This window comes from Bacillus sp. z60-11 (assembly GCF_046464135.1).
GTDB lineage: Bacteria > Bacillota > Bacilli > Bacillales > Bacillaceae > Bacillus > Bacillus sonorensis_A.
Map to the genome: position 1 here is coordinate 104750 of NZ_JBIYSN010000006.1, position 16603 is coordinate 121352.

The 16603-nt window shown below is 46.6% G+C and carries 15 protein-coding genes; 2 read left to right on the top strand and 13 right to left on the bottom strand.

Going from position 1 to position 16603, the window contains the following annotated elements; all coding sequences use genetic code 11:
• Positions 1 to 9: 9 nt before the first annotated feature.
• Positions 10 to 807, top strand: a complete 798-nt coding sequence (locus tag ACINLD_RS16880) for an HAD family hydrolase (RefSeq protein ID WP_077736218.1) — start codon at positions 10 to 12, stop codon at positions 805 to 807.
• A gap of 46 nt (positions 808 to 853) precedes the next feature.
• Here the strand turns inward: ACINLD_RS16880 and thrS are convergent, their stop codons facing one another.
• From thrS to ACINLD_RS16925, 9 genes are all read right to left on the bottom strand, one after another.
• Positions 854 to 2785, bottom strand: a complete 1932-nt coding sequence (thrS, locus tag ACINLD_RS16885) for a threonine--tRNA ligase (protein WP_077736217.1) — start codon at positions 2783 to 2785, stop codon at positions 854 to 856.
• Positions 2786 to 3130: 345 nt separating this feature from the next.
• Positions 3131 to 3973, bottom strand: coding sequence for a putative sporulation protein YtxC (gene ytxC, locus ACINLD_RS16890; RefSeq protein ID WP_026588211.1), 843 nt, complete (start codon positions 3971 to 3973; stop codon positions 3131 to 3133).
• Positions 3974 to 4051: 78 nt separating this feature from the next.
• Positions 4052 to 4684 (bottom strand): TVP38/TMEM64 family protein, encoded by a 633-nt coding sequence (locus ACINLD_RS16895; protein ID WP_026588212.1) that lies wholly within the window; start codon positions 4682 to 4684, stop codon positions 4052 to 4054.
• A 22-nt stretch (positions 4685 to 4706) separates the two neighbouring features.
• Positions 4707 to 5636, bottom strand: coding sequence for a primosomal protein DnaI (gene dnaI / locus ACINLD_RS16900; RefSeq protein ID WP_026588213.1), 930 nt, complete (start codon positions 5634 to 5636; stop codon positions 4707 to 4709).
• Positions 5637 to 5654: 18 nt separating this feature from the next.
• Positions 5655 to 7076: a replication initiation and membrane attachment family protein gene (locus tag ACINLD_RS16905; protein WP_077736216.1), complete on the bottom strand. Its 1422-nt coding sequence runs from the start codon at positions 7074 to 7076 to the stop codon at positions 5655 to 5657.
• A 97-nt stretch (positions 7077 to 7173) separates the two neighbouring features.
• On the bottom strand, positions 7174 to 7632 hold the full coding sequence (gene nrdR / locus ACINLD_RS16910) for a transcriptional regulator NrdR (protein ID WP_026588215.1): 459 nt from the start codon (positions 7630 to 7632) through the stop codon (positions 7174 to 7176).
• A gap of 16 nt (positions 7633 to 7648) precedes the next feature.
• The gene (locus ACINLD_RS16915; RefSeq protein WP_077736215.1) at positions 7649 to 8038 is read right to left on the bottom strand and encodes a cytosolic protein; all 390 of its coding nucleotides are present in this window, start codon (positions 8036 to 8038) and stop codon (positions 7649 to 7651) included.
• Positions 8039 to 8196: 158 nt separating this feature from the next.
• Positions 8197 to 8583 carry an adenosylmethionine decarboxylase gene (gene speD / locus ACINLD_RS16920; RefSeq protein WP_026588217.1) on the bottom strand — a complete coding sequence of 129 codons (387 nt, stop codon included), beginning with the start codon at positions 8581 to 8583 and terminating at the stop codon, positions 8197 to 8199.
• A 232-nt stretch (positions 8584 to 8815) separates the two neighbouring features.
• Entirely contained in the window at positions 8816 to 9838 is a 1023-nt protein-coding gene (locus ACINLD_RS16925) for a glyceraldehyde-3-phosphate dehydrogenase (RefSeq protein ID WP_026588218.1), read from the bottom strand.
• Between the two features lie 254 nt (positions 9839 to 10092).
• Here ACINLD_RS16925 and ACINLD_RS16930 point away from each other — a divergent pair, with 254 nt between their 5' ends.
• Positions 10093 to 11577 carry an RICIN domain-containing protein gene (locus ACINLD_RS16930; RefSeq protein ID WP_026588219.1) on the top strand — a complete coding sequence of 495 codons (1485 nt, stop codon included), beginning with the start codon at positions 10093 to 10095 and terminating at the stop codon, positions 11575 to 11577.
• A 29-nt stretch (positions 11578 to 11606) separates the two neighbouring features.
• On the opposite strand, the gene coaE is transcribed toward ACINLD_RS16930, so the two are convergent.
• From coaE to polA, 4 genes are all read right to left on the bottom strand, one after another.
• Positions 11607 to 12203, bottom strand: coding sequence for a dephospho-CoA kinase (coaE, locus tag ACINLD_RS16935; protein WP_026588220.1), 597 nt, complete (start codon positions 12201 to 12203; stop codon positions 11607 to 11609).
• An 18-nt stretch (positions 12204 to 12221) separates the two neighbouring features.
• Positions 12222 to 12854, bottom strand: coding sequence for a sporulation membrane protein YtaF (gene ytaF / locus ACINLD_RS16940; protein WP_026588221.1), 633 nt, complete (start codon positions 12852 to 12854; stop codon positions 12222 to 12224).
• 188 nt (positions 12855 to 13042) lie between these two features.
• On the bottom strand, positions 13043 to 13870 hold the full coding sequence (gene mutM / locus ACINLD_RS16945; protein ID WP_026588222.1) for a DNA-formamidopyrimidine glycosylase: 828 nt from the start codon (positions 13868 to 13870) through the stop codon (positions 13043 to 13045).
• A 17-nt stretch (positions 13871 to 13887) separates the two neighbouring features.
• Positions 13888 to 16527 (bottom strand): DNA polymerase I, encoded by a 2640-nt coding sequence (polA, locus tag ACINLD_RS16950; protein WP_026588223.1) that lies wholly within the window; start codon positions 16525 to 16527, stop codon positions 13888 to 13890.
• Positions 16528 to 16603: the final 76 nt, after the last annotated feature.

The following is a 16603-nucleotide window of genomic DNA, read 5'->3' on the forward strand; positions in this document are numbered from 1 at the left end:
GAGAAGATCATGAAAGCCGTATTTTTTGATTTAGACGATACATTGCTCTGGGATGAAAAAAGCGTCAGTACTGCATTTTCCAAAACATGTCATAAAGCCGAAGAAAAATACGGAATCAATGCGGCTGAATTTGAAGCAGCCGTCCGCCAGGCTGCGCGCGATCTTTACACGTCTTATGAAACATATCCTTACACGGTGATGATCGGCATCAACCCGTTCGAAGGACTGTGGTCGAACTTCAGCGAACCGATCAGCGAAGGGTTTCAAAAGCTCAACAAAATCGTTCCTGAATACAGAAAGAACGCCTGGACAAACGGATTAAAGGTGTTTGGCATCGACAATCCCGCCTTCGGGGAAGAACTCGGCGAATATTTTGCGGCAGTTCGCCGAAAAAGCCCTTTTGTGTATGAAGAAACATTTGCCGTTTTGGATGAGCTGAAAGGAAACGTTGAGCTTCTGTTACTGACAAACGGCGATCCGAGCCTGCAAAAAGAAAAATTGGCTGGTGTACCGGAACTTGCTCCTTATTTTAATGAAATCGTCATTTCCGGTGATTTCGGCAAAGGAAAGCCGGACCCGAGCATTTTCGAACACTGCCTCGGTCTTCTCGGCATTACAAAGGATGAAACAGTGATGGTCGGAGATAACTTGAACACCGATATTCTCGGCGCTTCAAGAGCGGGAATTCAAACCGTCTGGGTCAACCGCAAAGGCAAAGTCAATGAAACCGATGTGAAGCCGGATTATGAAATCAGTGATTTACATGAACTGTTTGACATCCTCGCCGAAAAACAGCAGTCAAGATAAACGAAAAAAGCATGACTCCGAATGGAATCATGCTTTTTTTCATGTGTTATTTTTTCGCTTCAGCGACGGCTTTTTTCACGAAATCCTCAAGTGAAACCGTTTCTGATTTTTGCTCACCGTATTTGCGGACATTGACCGCTTCATTTTCGACTTCCTGATCCCCCACGACAAGCATGTAAGGGATCTTTTGCATCTGCGCCTCACGGATTTTGTAGCCGATTTTTTCGTCGCGGCTGTCGACTTCAACGCGCAAACCTTCACGCTGCAGGCGTTCCTGCACTTTTTTTGCATAGTCGAGGTGTGCGGACGGCGACACAGGGATGACCTGGAACTGCACCGGAGCAAGCCATGTCGGCAGCGCTCCTTTATGCTCTTCAATCAAGAAGGCGACAAAGCGTTCCATTGTCGATACGACACCTCTGTGAATGACGACCGGACGGTGCGGTTTTCCGTCTTCTCCGACATATGTCAGATCGAATTTTTCAGGTAGCAGGAAGTCAAGCTGAACAGTTGACAGTGTTTCTTCTTTGCCGATTGCTGTTTTGACCTGCACATCAAGCTTCGGTCCGTAGAACGCCGCCTCGCCTTCAGCTTCGTAATAATCATGGCCGATCTCGTCCATCGCTTCCTTCAGCATCGATTGTGCTTTGTTCCACATTTCATCGTCATCATAGTACTTCTCCGTATCCTCCGGATCGCGGTAAGACAGGCGGAATGAATACTGTTCAAGACCGAAGTCTTCATACACTTCCTGAATCAGGCGGACCGTGCGGATGAATTCGTCTTTGATTTGATCAGGGCGGACGAAAATGTGGGCATCATTTAACGTCATCCCGCGGACGCGTTGCAGACCTGAAAGAGCGCCTGACATTTCATAGCGGTGCATCGTCCCGAGCTCTGCGATCCGAATCGGCAGCTCACGGTAGCTGTGAATGTCATTTTTATAAATCATCATATGGTGCGGACAGTTCATCGGACGAAGCGTCAATGTTTCATTGTCCATTTCAATCGGCGGGAACATTGTGTCCTGGTAATGATCCCAATGTCCTGATGTTTCGTAAAGCTCTTTGCTGCCAAGCACAGGCGTATAGACATGCTCATAACCGAGAGCGAGCTCTTTATCCACAATATAGCGCTCGATGACGCGTCTGATGGTCGCGCCCTTCGGCAGCCAAAGCGGCAGCCCTTGTCCGACCTTTTGTGAAATCGCAAACAGCTTCAATTCTTTGCCCAGTTTTCTATGGTCGCGCTCTTTCGCTTCTTCCAACAGCCGGAGATGCTCTTCAAGCTCGGCTTTTTTGAAGAAAGCCGTCCCATAGATGCGCTGCAGCATCTTGTTGTTGCTGTCCCCGCGCCAGTATGCTCCCGCAAGGCTCAGCAGCTTAAATTCCTTGATTTTTCCAGTCGAAGGAACATGAACACCGCGACACAGATCGAAGAATTCGCCCTGCTCATAGATCGATACCGTCTCGCCTTCCGGAATCGCGTCAAGCAGTTCCAGTTTCAAGTCATCGCCGATTGCGGCAAACCGCTCTTTCGCTTCTTCGCGGCTGACTTCTTTTCTTTCGATCGGCAGATTTTCGCCGACGATTTTTTTCATTTCCTTTTCAATCTTTGGAAGGTCTTCCGGAGTCAGCGCTTCCTCCAGATCGACGTCATAATAGAAGCCGTTTTCGATCACCGGACCGACGCCAAGCTTGACGTTTTTATACAGTCGCTTGATCGCCTGAGCCATTAAATGCGCGGTGCTGTGGCGCATGATGTCAAGCGCTTCTTCGCTGCTTTCCGTAATGATTTCGATGGCGCCATCCTCAAGGATCGGTGCGCGCAGATCGATTTCTTTGTCGTTTAATTTTCCGGCAATCGCTTTTTTCTTTAAGCCGGGACTGATTGATGCCGCGATATCTTCTGTCGTCGTCGCTTTGGGAAACTCCTTAACCGCTCCGTCAGGAAATTTGATTTTTACCATATCTGACATCCTAGTCACTCCTTTTTTTTACAAAATAAAAAATCCCCGTCTCCCTGTGAAAGGGACGAGGATTTGATAAACGGAATTCGTGGTTCCACCCTTTTTCCCGAAAAGCGCAAAAAACCCTTGGGCGCTTTCGGCTTTAGGTTCTGTAACGGGAAGTCCCGTCAGCCATTACTTGACATTTCGTCTTTCACAACTGATGTTCAAAGGCGGTAAAAAAATGATCCTTGGTTTAAGAGACTTGCAGCCTTGGTCTCCCTCTCTGTCAAACCGGTGTTCATCTTTTCATGTCCTTATCAACACATAGATCTTTAAGTTTATACCGTATTATAAATCGTTTTTCATGCAAAATCAAGAATGCTCTTCAAAAATGTTCTCCTCAGGATGAAAGGAATCAAGTGATAAAATCCGCACCCGCTCCTGGAAAATATTTTGAATCGTCTGCACCATAGCATGCTCTCGATTCTCTGTATAAAGGTCGATTTTCCTCGGAGCTATCGATACGAGCGGCGCCAGCAGGCGGGAATCAATATACATCGGGTGTTCTCTTATGAATCGTCTGTCTATGTATTTTTTTTGTTCCCGTTCTGAAACAAATTTTAGCTCCCACAATACAAAATAATCATCATGGACAATATGAACTCGCTCAATCATCGGCTCCTTCGCCATGACATACTCTCTCAGCGACTGAATAAACGTCTGGTATTCCTGTTCCATTTTATATTCATCGATCGCCGCTTCGACATAGCCTCTCAGGCGCTCATAATATTTGCCGAGCCGAAACGTCATAAAGGAGCGGATCGACAAGACGTTTTCTTCAAGACAGATCGTTTTGAGCTCCTGGATGATGTAATGCTCACGAGGGGTATCGTCCTGATTGAGAGGCAGCCCCTCCAGTTCACCCTCCATAATGCTGTGGGCCAATTGAAGAATTTGCTGCTGCTCATCCCGATCCAAAAAGTAATAATCACCTTCAATGACCGAAAGCATATATTCATCTTCCTTGCATTCTGTAAAAAACCTCGTCAAAATCGGCTGAATAAAAGCCTGGATACTGACAGAGGAATGGGTTTTTTCAATTCCGATCTTTCCTGGCGCTTTGTGAACCTTGATATGCCGGCTTTGATCCGCATTGCGAAGCAGATGCAAAAACGCGGCTGTATCATAATCATCTTCAAATGTAATTTCGAGCATGTTTGTCCCCCCTAACAACATCTGATACATGTATATGGGCGGGACAAAAAAAATAGACTTAAAAAAAGGACTCCGTGTTCAATCAAACAGCTCCTGCACCTTTTTTCTGAACAACAAGGGAACGGTAATGAACAAAAGGTAGATGGCGGCGATGATCACAATCGCGGCGATGTCTCCGGACAAGAGGCTTGACCCGAGCGCATTTAAAATAACCGTACCAGGAATGATCCCCGCGGCAGTGGCCGCCAAAAAAGCGAGAGGCTTGACTTTCGAGACGCCGGCCGCATAGCTGACCGCATCAAAATGAATCGGTGCGAGCCGCAAGAGGAGGATGCAGAAAAAACCGTTCTTTTGCAAAAGAGCCCGAAAACTTTCAAGTTTCAGAGGCGCTTTTTTCATACCGCCGCCAAGCCTGTAAGCGAGGGCGAATGATAAAAAAGCCCCGCCGGCGGCTCCAATAAACGAATATAAAGATCCGAACAGCGGACCGAATGCCAAACCGCCGCCGACGGCAAAAACCGAGGCGGGAAGCAGCAAAAACGGCCGGATCATTAATAAACCGATGTAGATCAGCGGGGCAAAAACGCCGAAGGATAAGACGGCTTCCCTGATATGGCGCGGGCTGAGATTCAAATACTTTGTATTAAACCATATTCCGGCGGCAAGAAGCGCGGTGATCACCGCCCATTTGCCCAAGCCTTTTTTTTGCATGCTCTTCATCTCCCTGTCGTCACTAACGGCGGTTTTTCCCATTCAGCCGGACGGGTGTAGCCAAATACCGCACCCTTTCCATCAGCCTTGCCGCCTTCACGTCCTCTTTTTCTCCCCTTTGGGAATATGTGAAATGATGCTTCAGCTCGTCCGGGTCAAAATTTGATGAAAAGAACGTCGGCAGCTGCCGGCTCATTCTGTGCTGAAGGATCGTGCCGAACACTTCATCCCTGACCCAGCTGGACATCGATTCTGCTCCGATGTCATCGAGCATGAGAACCGGCGTCGATTTGACCATATCGAGTTTTTCCTCCAATGACTGATCGTGAATTGCGTTTTTCAGCTCCCTGACAAATTCGGGAACATAGACAAGGATGGACGGGTGATCCTTTGCCGCAAGTTCATTGGCGATGGCCGCCAGCATAAAGGTTTTTCCAACGCCGAACTGCCCGTGGACATAAATTCCTTTTCCTTTTCCTGTCTCGTTGTAGTCATGAAAGAATTCAGTCGCCAGCTGAATCACCTTCAACCGGCTCGGGTCGTCACCGTCAATGTCGGCAAATGTGGCATCCAGAAGATCCTCCTGAATATAGATGCTTTTGATGAGCGACCGCTGTCTCTCCCTTTCATCAGCTTTTCGTTTTTCCGGACAGGTGTCATACTGGACATCGATCGTTTTCCCGTTCAGCACAAGCTTCGGATGGTATCCCTGGATCAGGTTTTTGCATTCCATTAAACTTGGGCAGTCCCCGCAGGCTTTGCTTTGCTGTGTATACTCGTAAAGCTTGTTTAAGCTTCTCTCGATCATACGATCATCCACTACAGCCTGATGCTGGTCGATAAATTGCCGAACATCTTTGTCAGAGAGAACCTTTTCTTTCATATCTTCCAGGCGTTTCTTAAAGTCAGGCCTTTTCGTCACACCTTCGAGTGCGCGTTTAATCGGCTCCATATTCGTTCACCTCACATGTTAAAGGGCGGAATGTTTCCTCAGTTTCTTCACTTCTTCAAGCAGCTTCTGCTTCTCCAGTTCAAAATCTTCCATGCTTGCCGCAGTCTGCATTATCGGCTCAGACGAATCCTCAGCTTTGCTTTCCTTGAGCCAATCCGGCAGTTTTTCCTCTCTGATGACTTTTTTGTTCCGTGAGGTCTGCTTTTTCTTGCCTTCCGCCCACTCAAGATATTGGCGGTTTTCTGCTTTGGCGAGCTGCATGGCTTCCCTTACCGTCCGCACTTTTTTTCTGGCCCAGTGGGAAGCGATTTTTTGAATGTAGTTTTTAGAAAGCTTCATATCGGTTTTCAGCATCGCATAGTAGATCAAAACATTGATGACGCCAGGCTCCAGTTTTTGGTCAAGCATGATTTCCTCTATGATTTTCAAATCGGCTTTCGACGGCTCAGCGCCTCCCCCGATATCCTGAAGCAGCTTCCTTGGCGATACTTGTTCAAGCAGAGAGATTAAGTGATCTTCCTTCGAATTGTTGGACGGCTGTTCATTTGGATGTTCACGGAGCTTGAGAGGCTGCACTTTGTCAACAAGTTCAGGAAGCAAACCGTTTCTTTCGATTTGATACCAGTCGCTCGCCGCTTTTCTGAGCGCTTCCGATGTAATGGTATCATGCTCATCTACGGCTGACATGACAACGTTCTGCATATCGAGCGGGTCGATTCCGTATAGAAAGGCCAGTTTTTTTATCGTTTCCTTTACCTGATCTGTCAGCGCTTTTCTCGGTATAAGCGTTTCCGATAAACCGGCCAGAAACAATTGAAAATCGAATTCATCTTCAGTGACTGTGACAGACCGGCCTGTTCCCTCTTTCATGAATTCCTGTTCATCGCCAAGCTTCATCGCCTCGGCCATATCTTCTGACATCTTCCACTCATTCGGCTGAACGGATGCAAAAACTTCGTTGAACGAACGGGTAATGTCACGGGCATCTTCAGGGACTGATGCATGTACGAAATATTCTTTCAGCTGCTGATACCTCGTCTTTCCGACGCGGTTGTATAGGAACACATTCAGCATTCCGTCCTGGAAAAACTCATCCGGCCTTAAAGGCGGGATCAATTCATATATAAATAAACGTTCCTCATCTGTTTCTTTCATATATGTCTTTAACAGTCCGATTCCTTCAAGCTTTTCCTTTTCGGCGTGAATCATCTTCAGATTGGCCTGCATCGCTCCCATCAGCTGTCTGTGGGTCGAGCTTTTTCCCCATACCCTGTTTTGTTCCAGCTCTCCCCAAAGCGTAAAAAACAAGCTGAGTGAAAAGGAGCCGATTAAAGGCTGATACAATAGCGTGATAATTTGCCGGTCTAAATCCTGAAGCATGCCATAGCTTTTGACCATGTAAGGATCGACAGGAAGCAAATCTTTCCAATAATTACTCATATTTTATGTCAACCTTCCACTTTGTTTCTTGTCCTCATTTTACACCTTTTCCCGATGTTTTTGTCATGAGAAAAGAGCTGGATATATTTACAGCTCTTTACCGTTCTTTCTTTATTAAATCTTTCAGCTCGTCGATAAATACGTTGATATCTTTAAACTGACGATATACTGAAGCAAAGCGGACATATGCGACCTCATCGATTTTCGCCAAACGATCCATCACCATTTCTCCGATCATTTCGCTTTTCACTTCAGAGACGCCTTGATTTCTAAGCTCTTTTTCAATTGCAAAACAAATATCTTCAAGCTCTTTTAAAGCGACAGGCCTTTTTTCACAGGCTTTGATCAGGCCGCGGAGCATTTTCTCCCGGCTGAATTCTTCGCGTATTCCTTCTTTTTTGACGACGATCAGCGGAATTTCTTCCACTTTTTCAAATGTCGTAAACCGATAATTGCATGATTCGCATTCGCGCCTTCTGCGAATGGATCTGCCTTCGTCAACCGGGCGGGAGTCCAAAACCCTCGTCCCATTATGCTGACATGCTGGACATTTCATTTTTTCAGCTCCCTATTCAGTTGTTTGGTTTTGCCTTGGTCAGCTTTCGGTCCAGTTCCTTATAAAACGTTGAAACCATGCCGCGGCTTGAGCCAAAATCGGTCGGCAAAAACGTTTCCGTCGATACATTAAAATCGACCGCTGTTTCAAATGGACGGACGGAAACGACTGTCGCGACCACAAAAGACTTTTTCGGTTTTTTGGCTTCCGCGTTTACTTCTCCTCTTTCCTCCGACACCGAGATCACGGTGCAGCCGTCAAGCCCTTCCAGCGTGTCTAAAACAGCTTCGAGCGCCTGTTTTGCCGTCGCTTTGTAATAGCGGCTTTTCAGCTCGTCGACGGGATGGCGGTCAGATGTCTCGGCATGGGTTGAAAAAAATCCCTGAATTTTTTGCAGAACACTCATTTCCTTTGTCCCCTTTGCCTTTCTTCTCTATATTTTATTAAAAAAACAGTCCATTTCCAAGGGAAAATCAAACAGCCTGAAAATGCAGGAAAAAATCATGAAGGGAAAGAAAAAGGAGCGGATGTTCAAGCGGTATCCGCTTTTTCATCCAGCTCCCTTTAAAGTGCCTGTGCTTTGGCTTTAGCCTGTTTGATTTGAACAGGCCCCATGCCTCTCGGTATTTCAATGTTCTCTCTTGTTTCCGCTTTTAACTCTTCTGCGATATAATCCGCAGCTACGTTCGGATCTAGATCTCCGCAAGTATAAACATCAATGCTGGCATACCCGTGTTCAGGAAAACTGTGAATGGTCAGGTGAGATTCGGAAATGATCACGACCCCGCTTACACCTTGCGGAGCAAACTTATGAAAAGCAACCTCACGGACCTCAGCACCTGATTTGAGTGCCGCATTTACAAACGTTTTCTCAATAAAATCCATGTCATTCAGCTTATCAAAATCGCATCCCCACAGCTCGGAGATGACGTGACGCCCCATTGTTTCCATAGCATGGACCCCCCTTAACAAGAATTAAAAAAGTGAATTTCCAAGCAACTGAACCGGTCAATTACCACGGGGGAAAGTTAGTCCGGAGAGGTCCTAACCCTTTAAGTAATGCCGAAGCGCTCACGAACTAGAAGTTCACGAAAAATAGTATACTTTGTTTGAATATTTTTTGCAAGGCGGTTTTATCAATTGGTGGTTAAGGGGTTTTTTTTTATCCGTCCATGCTTTTATTTTATACAGCTGATGGATGTTTCATTCTTGAAGCGACAAATCTGACAAGGTCAACGACCCTGCAGGAGTATCCCCATTCATTGTCATACCATGCAAGCACTTTCATTTTTCTGTTTTCAAGAACCATTGTTGAAAGGCTGTCAATGACGGCGGAATATGGATTTGTGTTAAAATCCGCTGACACGAGAGGTTCATCGCATACATCAATGATGCCGGACATGGAGCCTGCCGCAGCCGTGCGGAACGCTTCATTGATATCCTCTGCCGATACATCGCATTTTACATCGGCGACAAGGTCAACGAGTGAAACATTTGAAACAGGAACACGCAAAGCCAATCCGTGCATTCTTCCTTTTAAATGCGGCATGACGAGAGACAACGCTTTCGCTGCGCCAGTCGTCGTCGGAATGATCGAAGATCCGCAGGCGCGCGCCCTTCTCAAGTCTTTGTGCGGATTGTCAATATTTTTTTGATCGTTTGTAAATGCGTGAACGGTCGTGACAAGCCCGTTTTCGATTCCGAATGCATCATCAAGCACTTTTGCCACAGGGGCAAGACAGTTTGTTGTACACGATGCATTTGAAATAATTGCGTGGCGCTCCGCATCGAATTGGTGTTCATTCACACCCATCACGATCGTAATATCTTCATTTTTACCGGGAGCCGTTAAAATGACCTTTTTTGCACCCGCTTCAAGATGAGCTTCCGCTTTTTCCTTCGAATTAAACTTGCCCGTCGCCTCGACGACAATGTCTATTCCATAATCGGCCCACGGAAGAAGCTTCGGTTCCCTTTGATTGGTGAGCATGACCTTTTTCCCGTTGACCAGCAAATGGTCTTCCCCTGCTTTGACATCCAGTTCATAGCGTCCGTGATTTGTGTCATACTTTATTAAATGAGCGAGTGTTTCCGCAGGATAGCTCGCATTGATCACCGCAATGTCAATCTGTTCATCAAGCATCGCTTTTCTAAATACCATTCTGCCGATGCGGCCGAATCCGTTTATGGCAACTTTCACCTTCATTAAACATACACCCCTTGTTTTTTATGTCATTCCACATCATGTTTTATTCAAAATAAGTATAACACATTATTTTAAATTAGCCATACCATTTATACCTTTTACAGCAAATTTACGCATCGTTGTGAAAAAGTGAACAAAAGACTAAAAAAAATCATCCTTAAAGCATATATTTCAAATACATCTTAAGTGCTACAATTTCCAACAGCGCTAAATTTTCACACGACAGAAGGCAGTGTCTTCAAGGAAGGACAAACATGAAACTGATCAAAAACGCATCTTTCATCATTTCTTTTTTAGCTGCGGCTGGCATTTCTTTTTTATTAGGGACAGAGGCCGCGTCTGCGGCAAGCGAAGATTATCCGAAACAGATGATCAGGCTGGAAAGCTCATCAGGCTTAAACATCACACCCGCCGGGAATCAGGACAACGCGCCGCTTACAACGAAACAAACGAGCGGGGAAAAAGAAGAAAGGTGGAGGCTTGATACATCTGACGGCAAACAATTCAAAATCAGAAACATGGATAACGGCAAAATTATCATTCCCGCCCATTATGCCCTGTCAGACAACAATCCCGCTGTGGTTTACTATGACAATTCACGGAAGGAAGAGTTGTGGAACATCATTGGGGCTGACAAAGATGCGAACGGGGATTTTATGACGTATAAAATCGTCAGCGCAGAAAACAACAACCTGGCACTGACACGGGACGGAAGCGGAGTGAAGCTTGGCAAATATACGGGAAGCTCCCTCCAAAAGTGGAAGCTTCCAAGCGATGGGCTCGAAGGTTTCGCCGGCTATGCGAAGGAAACGAGCGGCAGGCAGAAAACAGGCACGACCGGCGGGCTGCTCGGAAAAGTCGTCTACGTCAACAACCTGGGCGAACTGAAGGCCAATATTGAAGATTCAACACCGCGCACCGTTGTCGTCTCCAGCAATATCGGTGCTTCAGCCAAAACGGTATTGACGGTGGGCGCCAATAAAACGATTGTCGGCTCGTTTGAAAAACATAAGCTGAACAATGTTTACTTTAAAACAAAAGCGGAGTCTGGCAACGTCATTTTCAAAAACCTGGTCATTGCCCATGATCAATCGATTCACGAAAACAATGACATCCCTGTTTATATTACAGATTCGCGAAACTACTGGATTGACCATGTTACATTCCAGGGCCACAGCTATTCGGCAAACGGCCACGATCTCGACAAGCTCTTATACGTCGGCGCCAAAGCCGATTACATCACACTGTCTCACAGCATGTTCACAGACCACAGGTACGGCCTGATTCTCGGCTGGCCTCAAGATGACAAGCAGTACCACAGTATCTATAATGGATATCCGAGAATGACGATCAGCCACAATCGGTTCGAGAATCTCTACGTCAGGGCGCCCGGGTTGATGCGTTACGGTTATTTTCACGTAAAAAACAATTATATTAACAATTTCCATCTCGGCTTCACGATTACGACATTGGCCAAAATATATTCTGAAGCCAATTACTTTGGCACGGGCAACGAGAAAGGCATATTGGATGATTACGGAGACGGTGCGTTTAAAGATGTCGGGTCATACCCGGCGATAAAGGGGCAGAAATCACCCGAGACAAGCTGGAAACCTTCATCCAATTACAGCTATCGAACGATGAAGGCGGGTAATGCCAAAGCTTTTGCCGAACGGTACGCAGGTGCGCAAAATTCCGCATTGTATTACGCGAATTTCAGCCAGTTCAAGCAATATTGAACAAAAAAATGAGTGCGGTTTTCCCGCACTCATTTTGACCATCTCTCCAGAAGGTCTTGAAGCTGTTTTTCCGTGTCCTTCAGGCTGCCGCTGTTATCTATGACCGCGTCGGCCTTTTTCTTTTTTTCATCAAGGGGAAGCTGGGCTTGAATTCGACTAAGCGCCTCTTTTTCATTGAACTTGTTTCTTTTCATCAGCCGCTTTAGCTGAAGCTCTTTTGGGACCCAGACGACGATCACTTTGTCTGTCAAATGTTCAAGCCCGCTTTCATATAAAAGCGGAATATCAAGAACAACAAATTGTTCTCCGGCCGAAACGGCGTCATCGCGTTGTTTGATCATCGCTTTTCTCACTTCCGGATGGACGATCTCGTTTAATTGCACCCTTTTTTCTTCGTTCGTAAATACAAGCTCTCCGAGTTTTTTCCGATCGATATCGCCTGTCTCAAGCAGGATGCCATCGCCAAATGCCTCGACGATTTTCCAATATGCCGGCATTCCCTTTTCGACGGCTTCTTTTGCGATGACATCGGCATCAACCACTGTGATGCCGGCCTGCTGAAACATTTGCGCGACAGTGCTTTTTCCGCTGGCGATGCCTCCGGTTAAACCGATGACCAATGTCACGTGCTTAGCACCCCCTTCTTACAGTTTCCAAATTCCGATCATGATCAGCAATATACCGGGAAGGAAAGTCAGTTTATCCATCCAGTTCCATTTTGATAAAAAACGGCCTGACTTCATGCCAAAAAAGACAAATAATGAACTCATCACGGCTACGGTTATGCTCATCGGAACCGGTGAAAAACCGAGTGCCGCTGCTCCGATCCCTGCGCCAAAGGCGTCAATCGATAAAGCGAAGCCGAGCAGTACCGCTTCCATGCCGGTAATGATTCCCGATTTATCAATATCGGCGCTTGTCGGCGTTCTTAAAATATGAATGACGATTCCCAGGGATTTCAATTCAAGGTTCAACAAGGTTTTTTTCGAAATGGCAACTTCCTGCTCTTTCTCCGGCCTGAAAAATTGGTACAGCACCCAAGCGCCGATCCCCATTAAAATAACGGCGCCGAGCCTTTCCGTTACAACAACGGGGAGGAACTTCTCCAAAAGCGATCCGATCATCATAGCAGTCAGCATAACGGCGCCCGAACAAAAAGCGATGATCAATATCGCTTTAAAAGGAATTTTCAGCTTTCGCAAACCATAGGTTAATCCGACTGAAAAACTGTCCAGGCTGACGGCAAATGCCAGAAGCAAGAAAGATGCAAATATCATATCCGGTCTTCCTTTCTGTTGATGCAGCGGTGCAAGTTTTTAACCTTAGGCATATTTTTTAGGCTTCTTATATATATGAGAAAAGAAAACCATCTGTGTATTGTTCATTCTAAAAAGCAACAATACCTAAGGGTTGCACCGAAAGGATTAAACAAGGATACGACTCGATTTGCCTTTATCCGCTACTGTCATTTTTTTTGGCATTTCACACAGTAATGTGTACCTCTTCCTCCAACGACCGTTTTTTCAATTTCAGATCCGCATGTTTTACAAGGTTCACCTTTTCGTCCGTAGACGTACAGCTTGAGCTGGAACATGCCGATTTCCCCTTGTGAATTAATGTAGGATCTGACTGTGCTCCCTCCGGCTTCAACAGCTTCTTTTAACGTCTGGACGATTTCTTTATGGAGGAGAACCGTCTGTTTTTTCGTCAGCCTGCTCGCAGGTGTTTCCGGATGGATTCCCGCTCTGAACAGCGCTTCATCCACGTAAATATTCCCCAATCCGACGACCGTCCGCTGGTCGAGAAGCGCGGTTTTCACCGAGCGGTTTGTTTTCATCAAGCGCTCTCTTAAATATCCGGCTGTAAATTCGCTGCTGAACGGCTCCGGGCCGAGCTGCCTGAGCGGCAGCTCTGTCTGTTCTTCACCCGGCTTAAACAAATGCATCGTGCCAAACTTCCTGACATCCCGATAGCGCAGCTCCGTTCCGTCCGTGAACTTGAAAATGACATGCACATGTTTATCAAGGGGCTCTCCGTTTTGATGGAGACCGTACTTCCCTTCCATTCTCAAATGGGAAACCATGACGCAGTGATCAAGATGAAACAATAAAAACTTTCCTCTTCTGTCTATCGACTGAATCGTCTGACCGGCAAGAAGTCTGGCGAATTCTTCAGGTTCCGCCGGACGTTTAATGATGTTCGTCCATCTAATATCAACCGCATCTATTGTTTTTCCTTTGACAAGTCCGGCAAGAGTGCGCCGGACCGTTTCAACTTCCGGCAATTCCGGCACATGATCACTTCCTTTTTTTATTTTGCGTCATACCATGATGGGCCTGAAGAACAATCCACTTTCAACGGAACATCGAGCTCCAATGCGCTCTCCATTACTTCAGGGACCAGCTTTTCAAGCTCTTTAATCTCTTCTTCAGGCGCTTCAAAGATCAATTCATCATGCACCTGCAGCAACAATTTGGCCTGAAGGCCTTTTTCTTTCAGCTTTTTCGCCATTTGGATCATCGCTTTTTTAATAATGTCAGCGGCGCTTCCCTGGATCGGCGTATTCATCGCCGTCCGCTCGGCAAAGCTGCGGAGGTTGAAGTTCCGGCTCGTCAATTCCGGAATGTATCTTCTCCTGCTTAAAAGCGTTGTGACATAGCCTTTCTGCTTGGCTTCCTGAACGGTTTCTTCCATGTATTCCTTGACTCCCTGGAAGCTGTTGAAATAGCGTTCGATAAACGCGGCGGCTTCCTTCCTTGTAATGCCCAGGTTTTGCGAAAGCCCGTAGTCGCTGATGCCATAGACGATGCCGAAATTGACGGCTTTCGCCTGCCTTCTCATCGCCGATGTGACTTCTTCTTCAGCCACATGAAAAACATCCATCGCCGTTTTCGTGTGAACGTCCATGTCATTTGTAAAAGCTTCGATCAGGTTTTTATCCTTCGAGATGTGTGCGAGGACCCTCAGTTCGATCTGCGAATAATCCGCGGCGAACATCAGCCAGCCTTTTTGAGACGGAACAAACGCCTGCCGGATCTTCCGGCCTTCTTCAAGACGGATTGGAATATTTTGCAGGTTTGGATCTGTCGAGCTCAGCCTCCCGGTCTGTGTTAAAGCCTGATTGAAGCGCGTGTGCACCTTATGGCTGTCTTTGCGGATGACTTTTAAAAGCCCTTCAACATATGTGGACTGCAGCTTGCCGATTTGCCTGTAATGCAGGATGTCTTCGATAATGACGTGTTTGTCGCGCAGCTTTTCCAACACATCCGCCGATGTGGAATAGCCCGTTTTTGTTTTTTTGATGACGGGCAGGCCGAGTTTTTCGAACAATATCACGCCGAGCTGCTTCGGCGAGTTGATGTTAAAGGTCTCTCCAGCCGACTCATGGATTTTCTTTTCATACTCTTTTAATTTTCCTGAAAGCTCTTCACCCATTTTTTTCAGCCTGTCCACATCGACCTGGACGCCGATGGATTCCATTTCACCGAGAATATGGGCCAGCGGCATTTCGAGATCTTCAAACAGCTCGAGCTGTTCGTTCTCTTCCAATTCATCAAGCAGTTTGTCGCGGAGCAGGGAAATCGCCTTTCCTTTTCTGGCCAAATGATCGGCAAGTTCCTGTTCAGCGGGAACCGCCTGTTTGGCACCTTTTCCATAGACCGCTTCATCGGAGGATACAATGCTCAGCTGATGGGTCTTTGCAACGCTTGCGACATCATCGTACGAGTGGCCAGGATTGATGATGTAAGCCGCGAGGAGAACGTCAAATTCCGCGCCTTTCAGTTCAACCCCCTGCCAGCGCAAAGCGACCGCCGCACGCTTTACATCAAATACCCATTTCTTTTTCGAGTCGTCCTGAGCCCATTCTTTAAAACGTTCGGAAGCAATGGCCGTCTCTTTCGGGATAAAGAAAGCGCCGTTTTCATTCACGATCGAAAAACCGAGTATCGGGGCCTCGTGATAATTGTCTCCAAGCTGTTCGACAACGAATGAAGCCGGTGACGCAAACAATTCCTCAGTGATCTCATTTGTGATCTTGACGTCGAGCTCCTCGAACTGTTCCTCTTCTTTTTCTGCGGTGTCTTCCCCGAGCCTTTCAAGCAGCGAATGAAAGCCGAGGTCCTTAAAGAGCTTAATGACGGCTTCCCTGTCAAAGCCTTCATAGCCAAGGGCGTCCAATGTAATCTCAAGGGGAGCTTCAGTGGTGATCGTCGCGAGCTCTTTGCTCATCAAAGCCTGGTCTTTAAATTCCTCAAGCTTTTCTTTTAGTTTTTTTCCGCTGACCTCGTCGATTGACGATAAAAGCTTTTCGACCGTATGGAACTGCTTTAGGAGCTTGATCGCCGTTTTTTCACCGACGCCGGGAACGCCGGGAATATTGTCTGAGGCGTCGCCCATCAGTCCTTTCATGTCGATGATTTGCGGAGGTGTGAGCCCGTATTTTTCCCGGACGTGTTCAGGCGTATAATATTCAACATCTGTGATGCCTTTTTTCGTGATCGCCACCGTTGTTCCTTCCGTCGCCAGCTGTGTCAAATCTTTATCACCGGAGAAGATCTTGACCTCAAAGCCGTCTGTTTCGGCTGATTTAGCCAGCGTTCCGATGATATCGTCGGCCTCGTAATTTTCAAGCTCATACCTGGAGACCCGGTAGGCATCGAGAAGCTCCTGAATAAACGGCATTTGCTCGGAAAGTTCGGGCGGCGTTTTTTGCCGGCCTCCTTTATATTCTTTAAACGTTTTATGCCTGAACGTCGTTTTTCCCGCATCAAAAGCGACCAGCATGTGGGTCGGCTTTTCTTCTTCAAGCATTTTCATCAGGATCATCGTAAAACCGTACACGGCATTTGTATGTATTCCTTTTTCATTGCTGAGAAGAGGCAGTGCGAAAAACGCACGGTATGCCAGGCTGTTTCCGTCAACCAACACTAATTTTTTTCGTTCTGTCATCTTGATCCTCCTAAGAAGCCGTGATTTTCCAGCTTCCATTCAACTTCATACACATATTTGCTTATTTTATTTTAGC

What these genes read in the sequence shown, in the direction of transcription:
- ACINLD_RS16880 (WP_077736218.1), top strand. Translation starts at nt 10, where the DNA reads ATGAAAGCCGTATTTTTTGATTTAGACGATACATTGCTCTGGGATGAA.
- thrS (WP_077736217.1), bottom strand. Translation starts at nt 2,785, where the DNA reads ATGTCAGATATGGTAAAAATCAAATTTCCTGACGGAGCGGTTAAGGAG.
- ytxC (WP_026588211.1), bottom strand. Translation starts at nt 3,973, where the DNA reads ATGCTCGAAATTACATTTGAAGATGATTATGATACAGCCGCGTTTTTG.
- ACINLD_RS16895 (WP_026588212.1), bottom strand. Translation starts at nt 4,684, where the DNA reads ATGCAAAAAAAAGGCTTGGGCAAATGGGCGGTGATCACCGCGCTTCTT.
- dnaI (WP_026588213.1), bottom strand. Translation starts at nt 5,636, where the DNA reads ATGGAGCCGATTAAACGCGCACTCGAAGGTGTGACGAAAAGGCCTGAC.
- ACINLD_RS16905 (WP_077736216.1), bottom strand. Translation starts at nt 7,076, where the DNA reads ATGAGTAATTATTGGAAAGATTTGCTTCCTGTCGATCCTTACATGGTC.
- nrdR (WP_026588215.1), bottom strand. Translation starts at nt 7,632, where the DNA reads ATGAAATGTCCAGCATGTCAGCATAATGGGACGAGGGTTTTGGACTCC.
- ACINLD_RS16915 (WP_077736215.1), bottom strand. Translation starts at nt 8,038, where the DNA reads ATGAGTGTTCTGCAAAAAATTCAGGGATTTTTTTCAACCCATGCCGAG.
- speD (WP_026588217.1), bottom strand. Translation starts at nt 8,583, where the DNA reads ATGGAAACAATGGGGCGTCACGTCATCTCCGAGCTGTGGGGATGCGAT.
- ACINLD_RS16925 (WP_026588218.1), bottom strand. Translation starts at nt 9,838, where the DNA reads ATGAAGGTGAAAGTTGCCATAAACGGATTCGGCCGCATCGGCAGAATG.
- ACINLD_RS16930 (WP_026588219.1), top strand. Translation starts at nt 10,093, where the DNA reads ATGAAACTGATCAAAAACGCATCTTTCATCATTTCTTTTTTAGCTGCG.
- ytaF (WP_026588221.1), bottom strand. Translation starts at nt 12,854, where the DNA reads ATGATATTTGCATCTTTCTTGCTTCTGGCATTTGCCGTCAGCCTGGAC.
- polA (WP_026588223.1), bottom strand. Translation starts at nt 16,527, where the DNA reads ATGACAGAACGAAAAAAATTAGTGTTGGTTGACGGAAACAGCCTGGCA.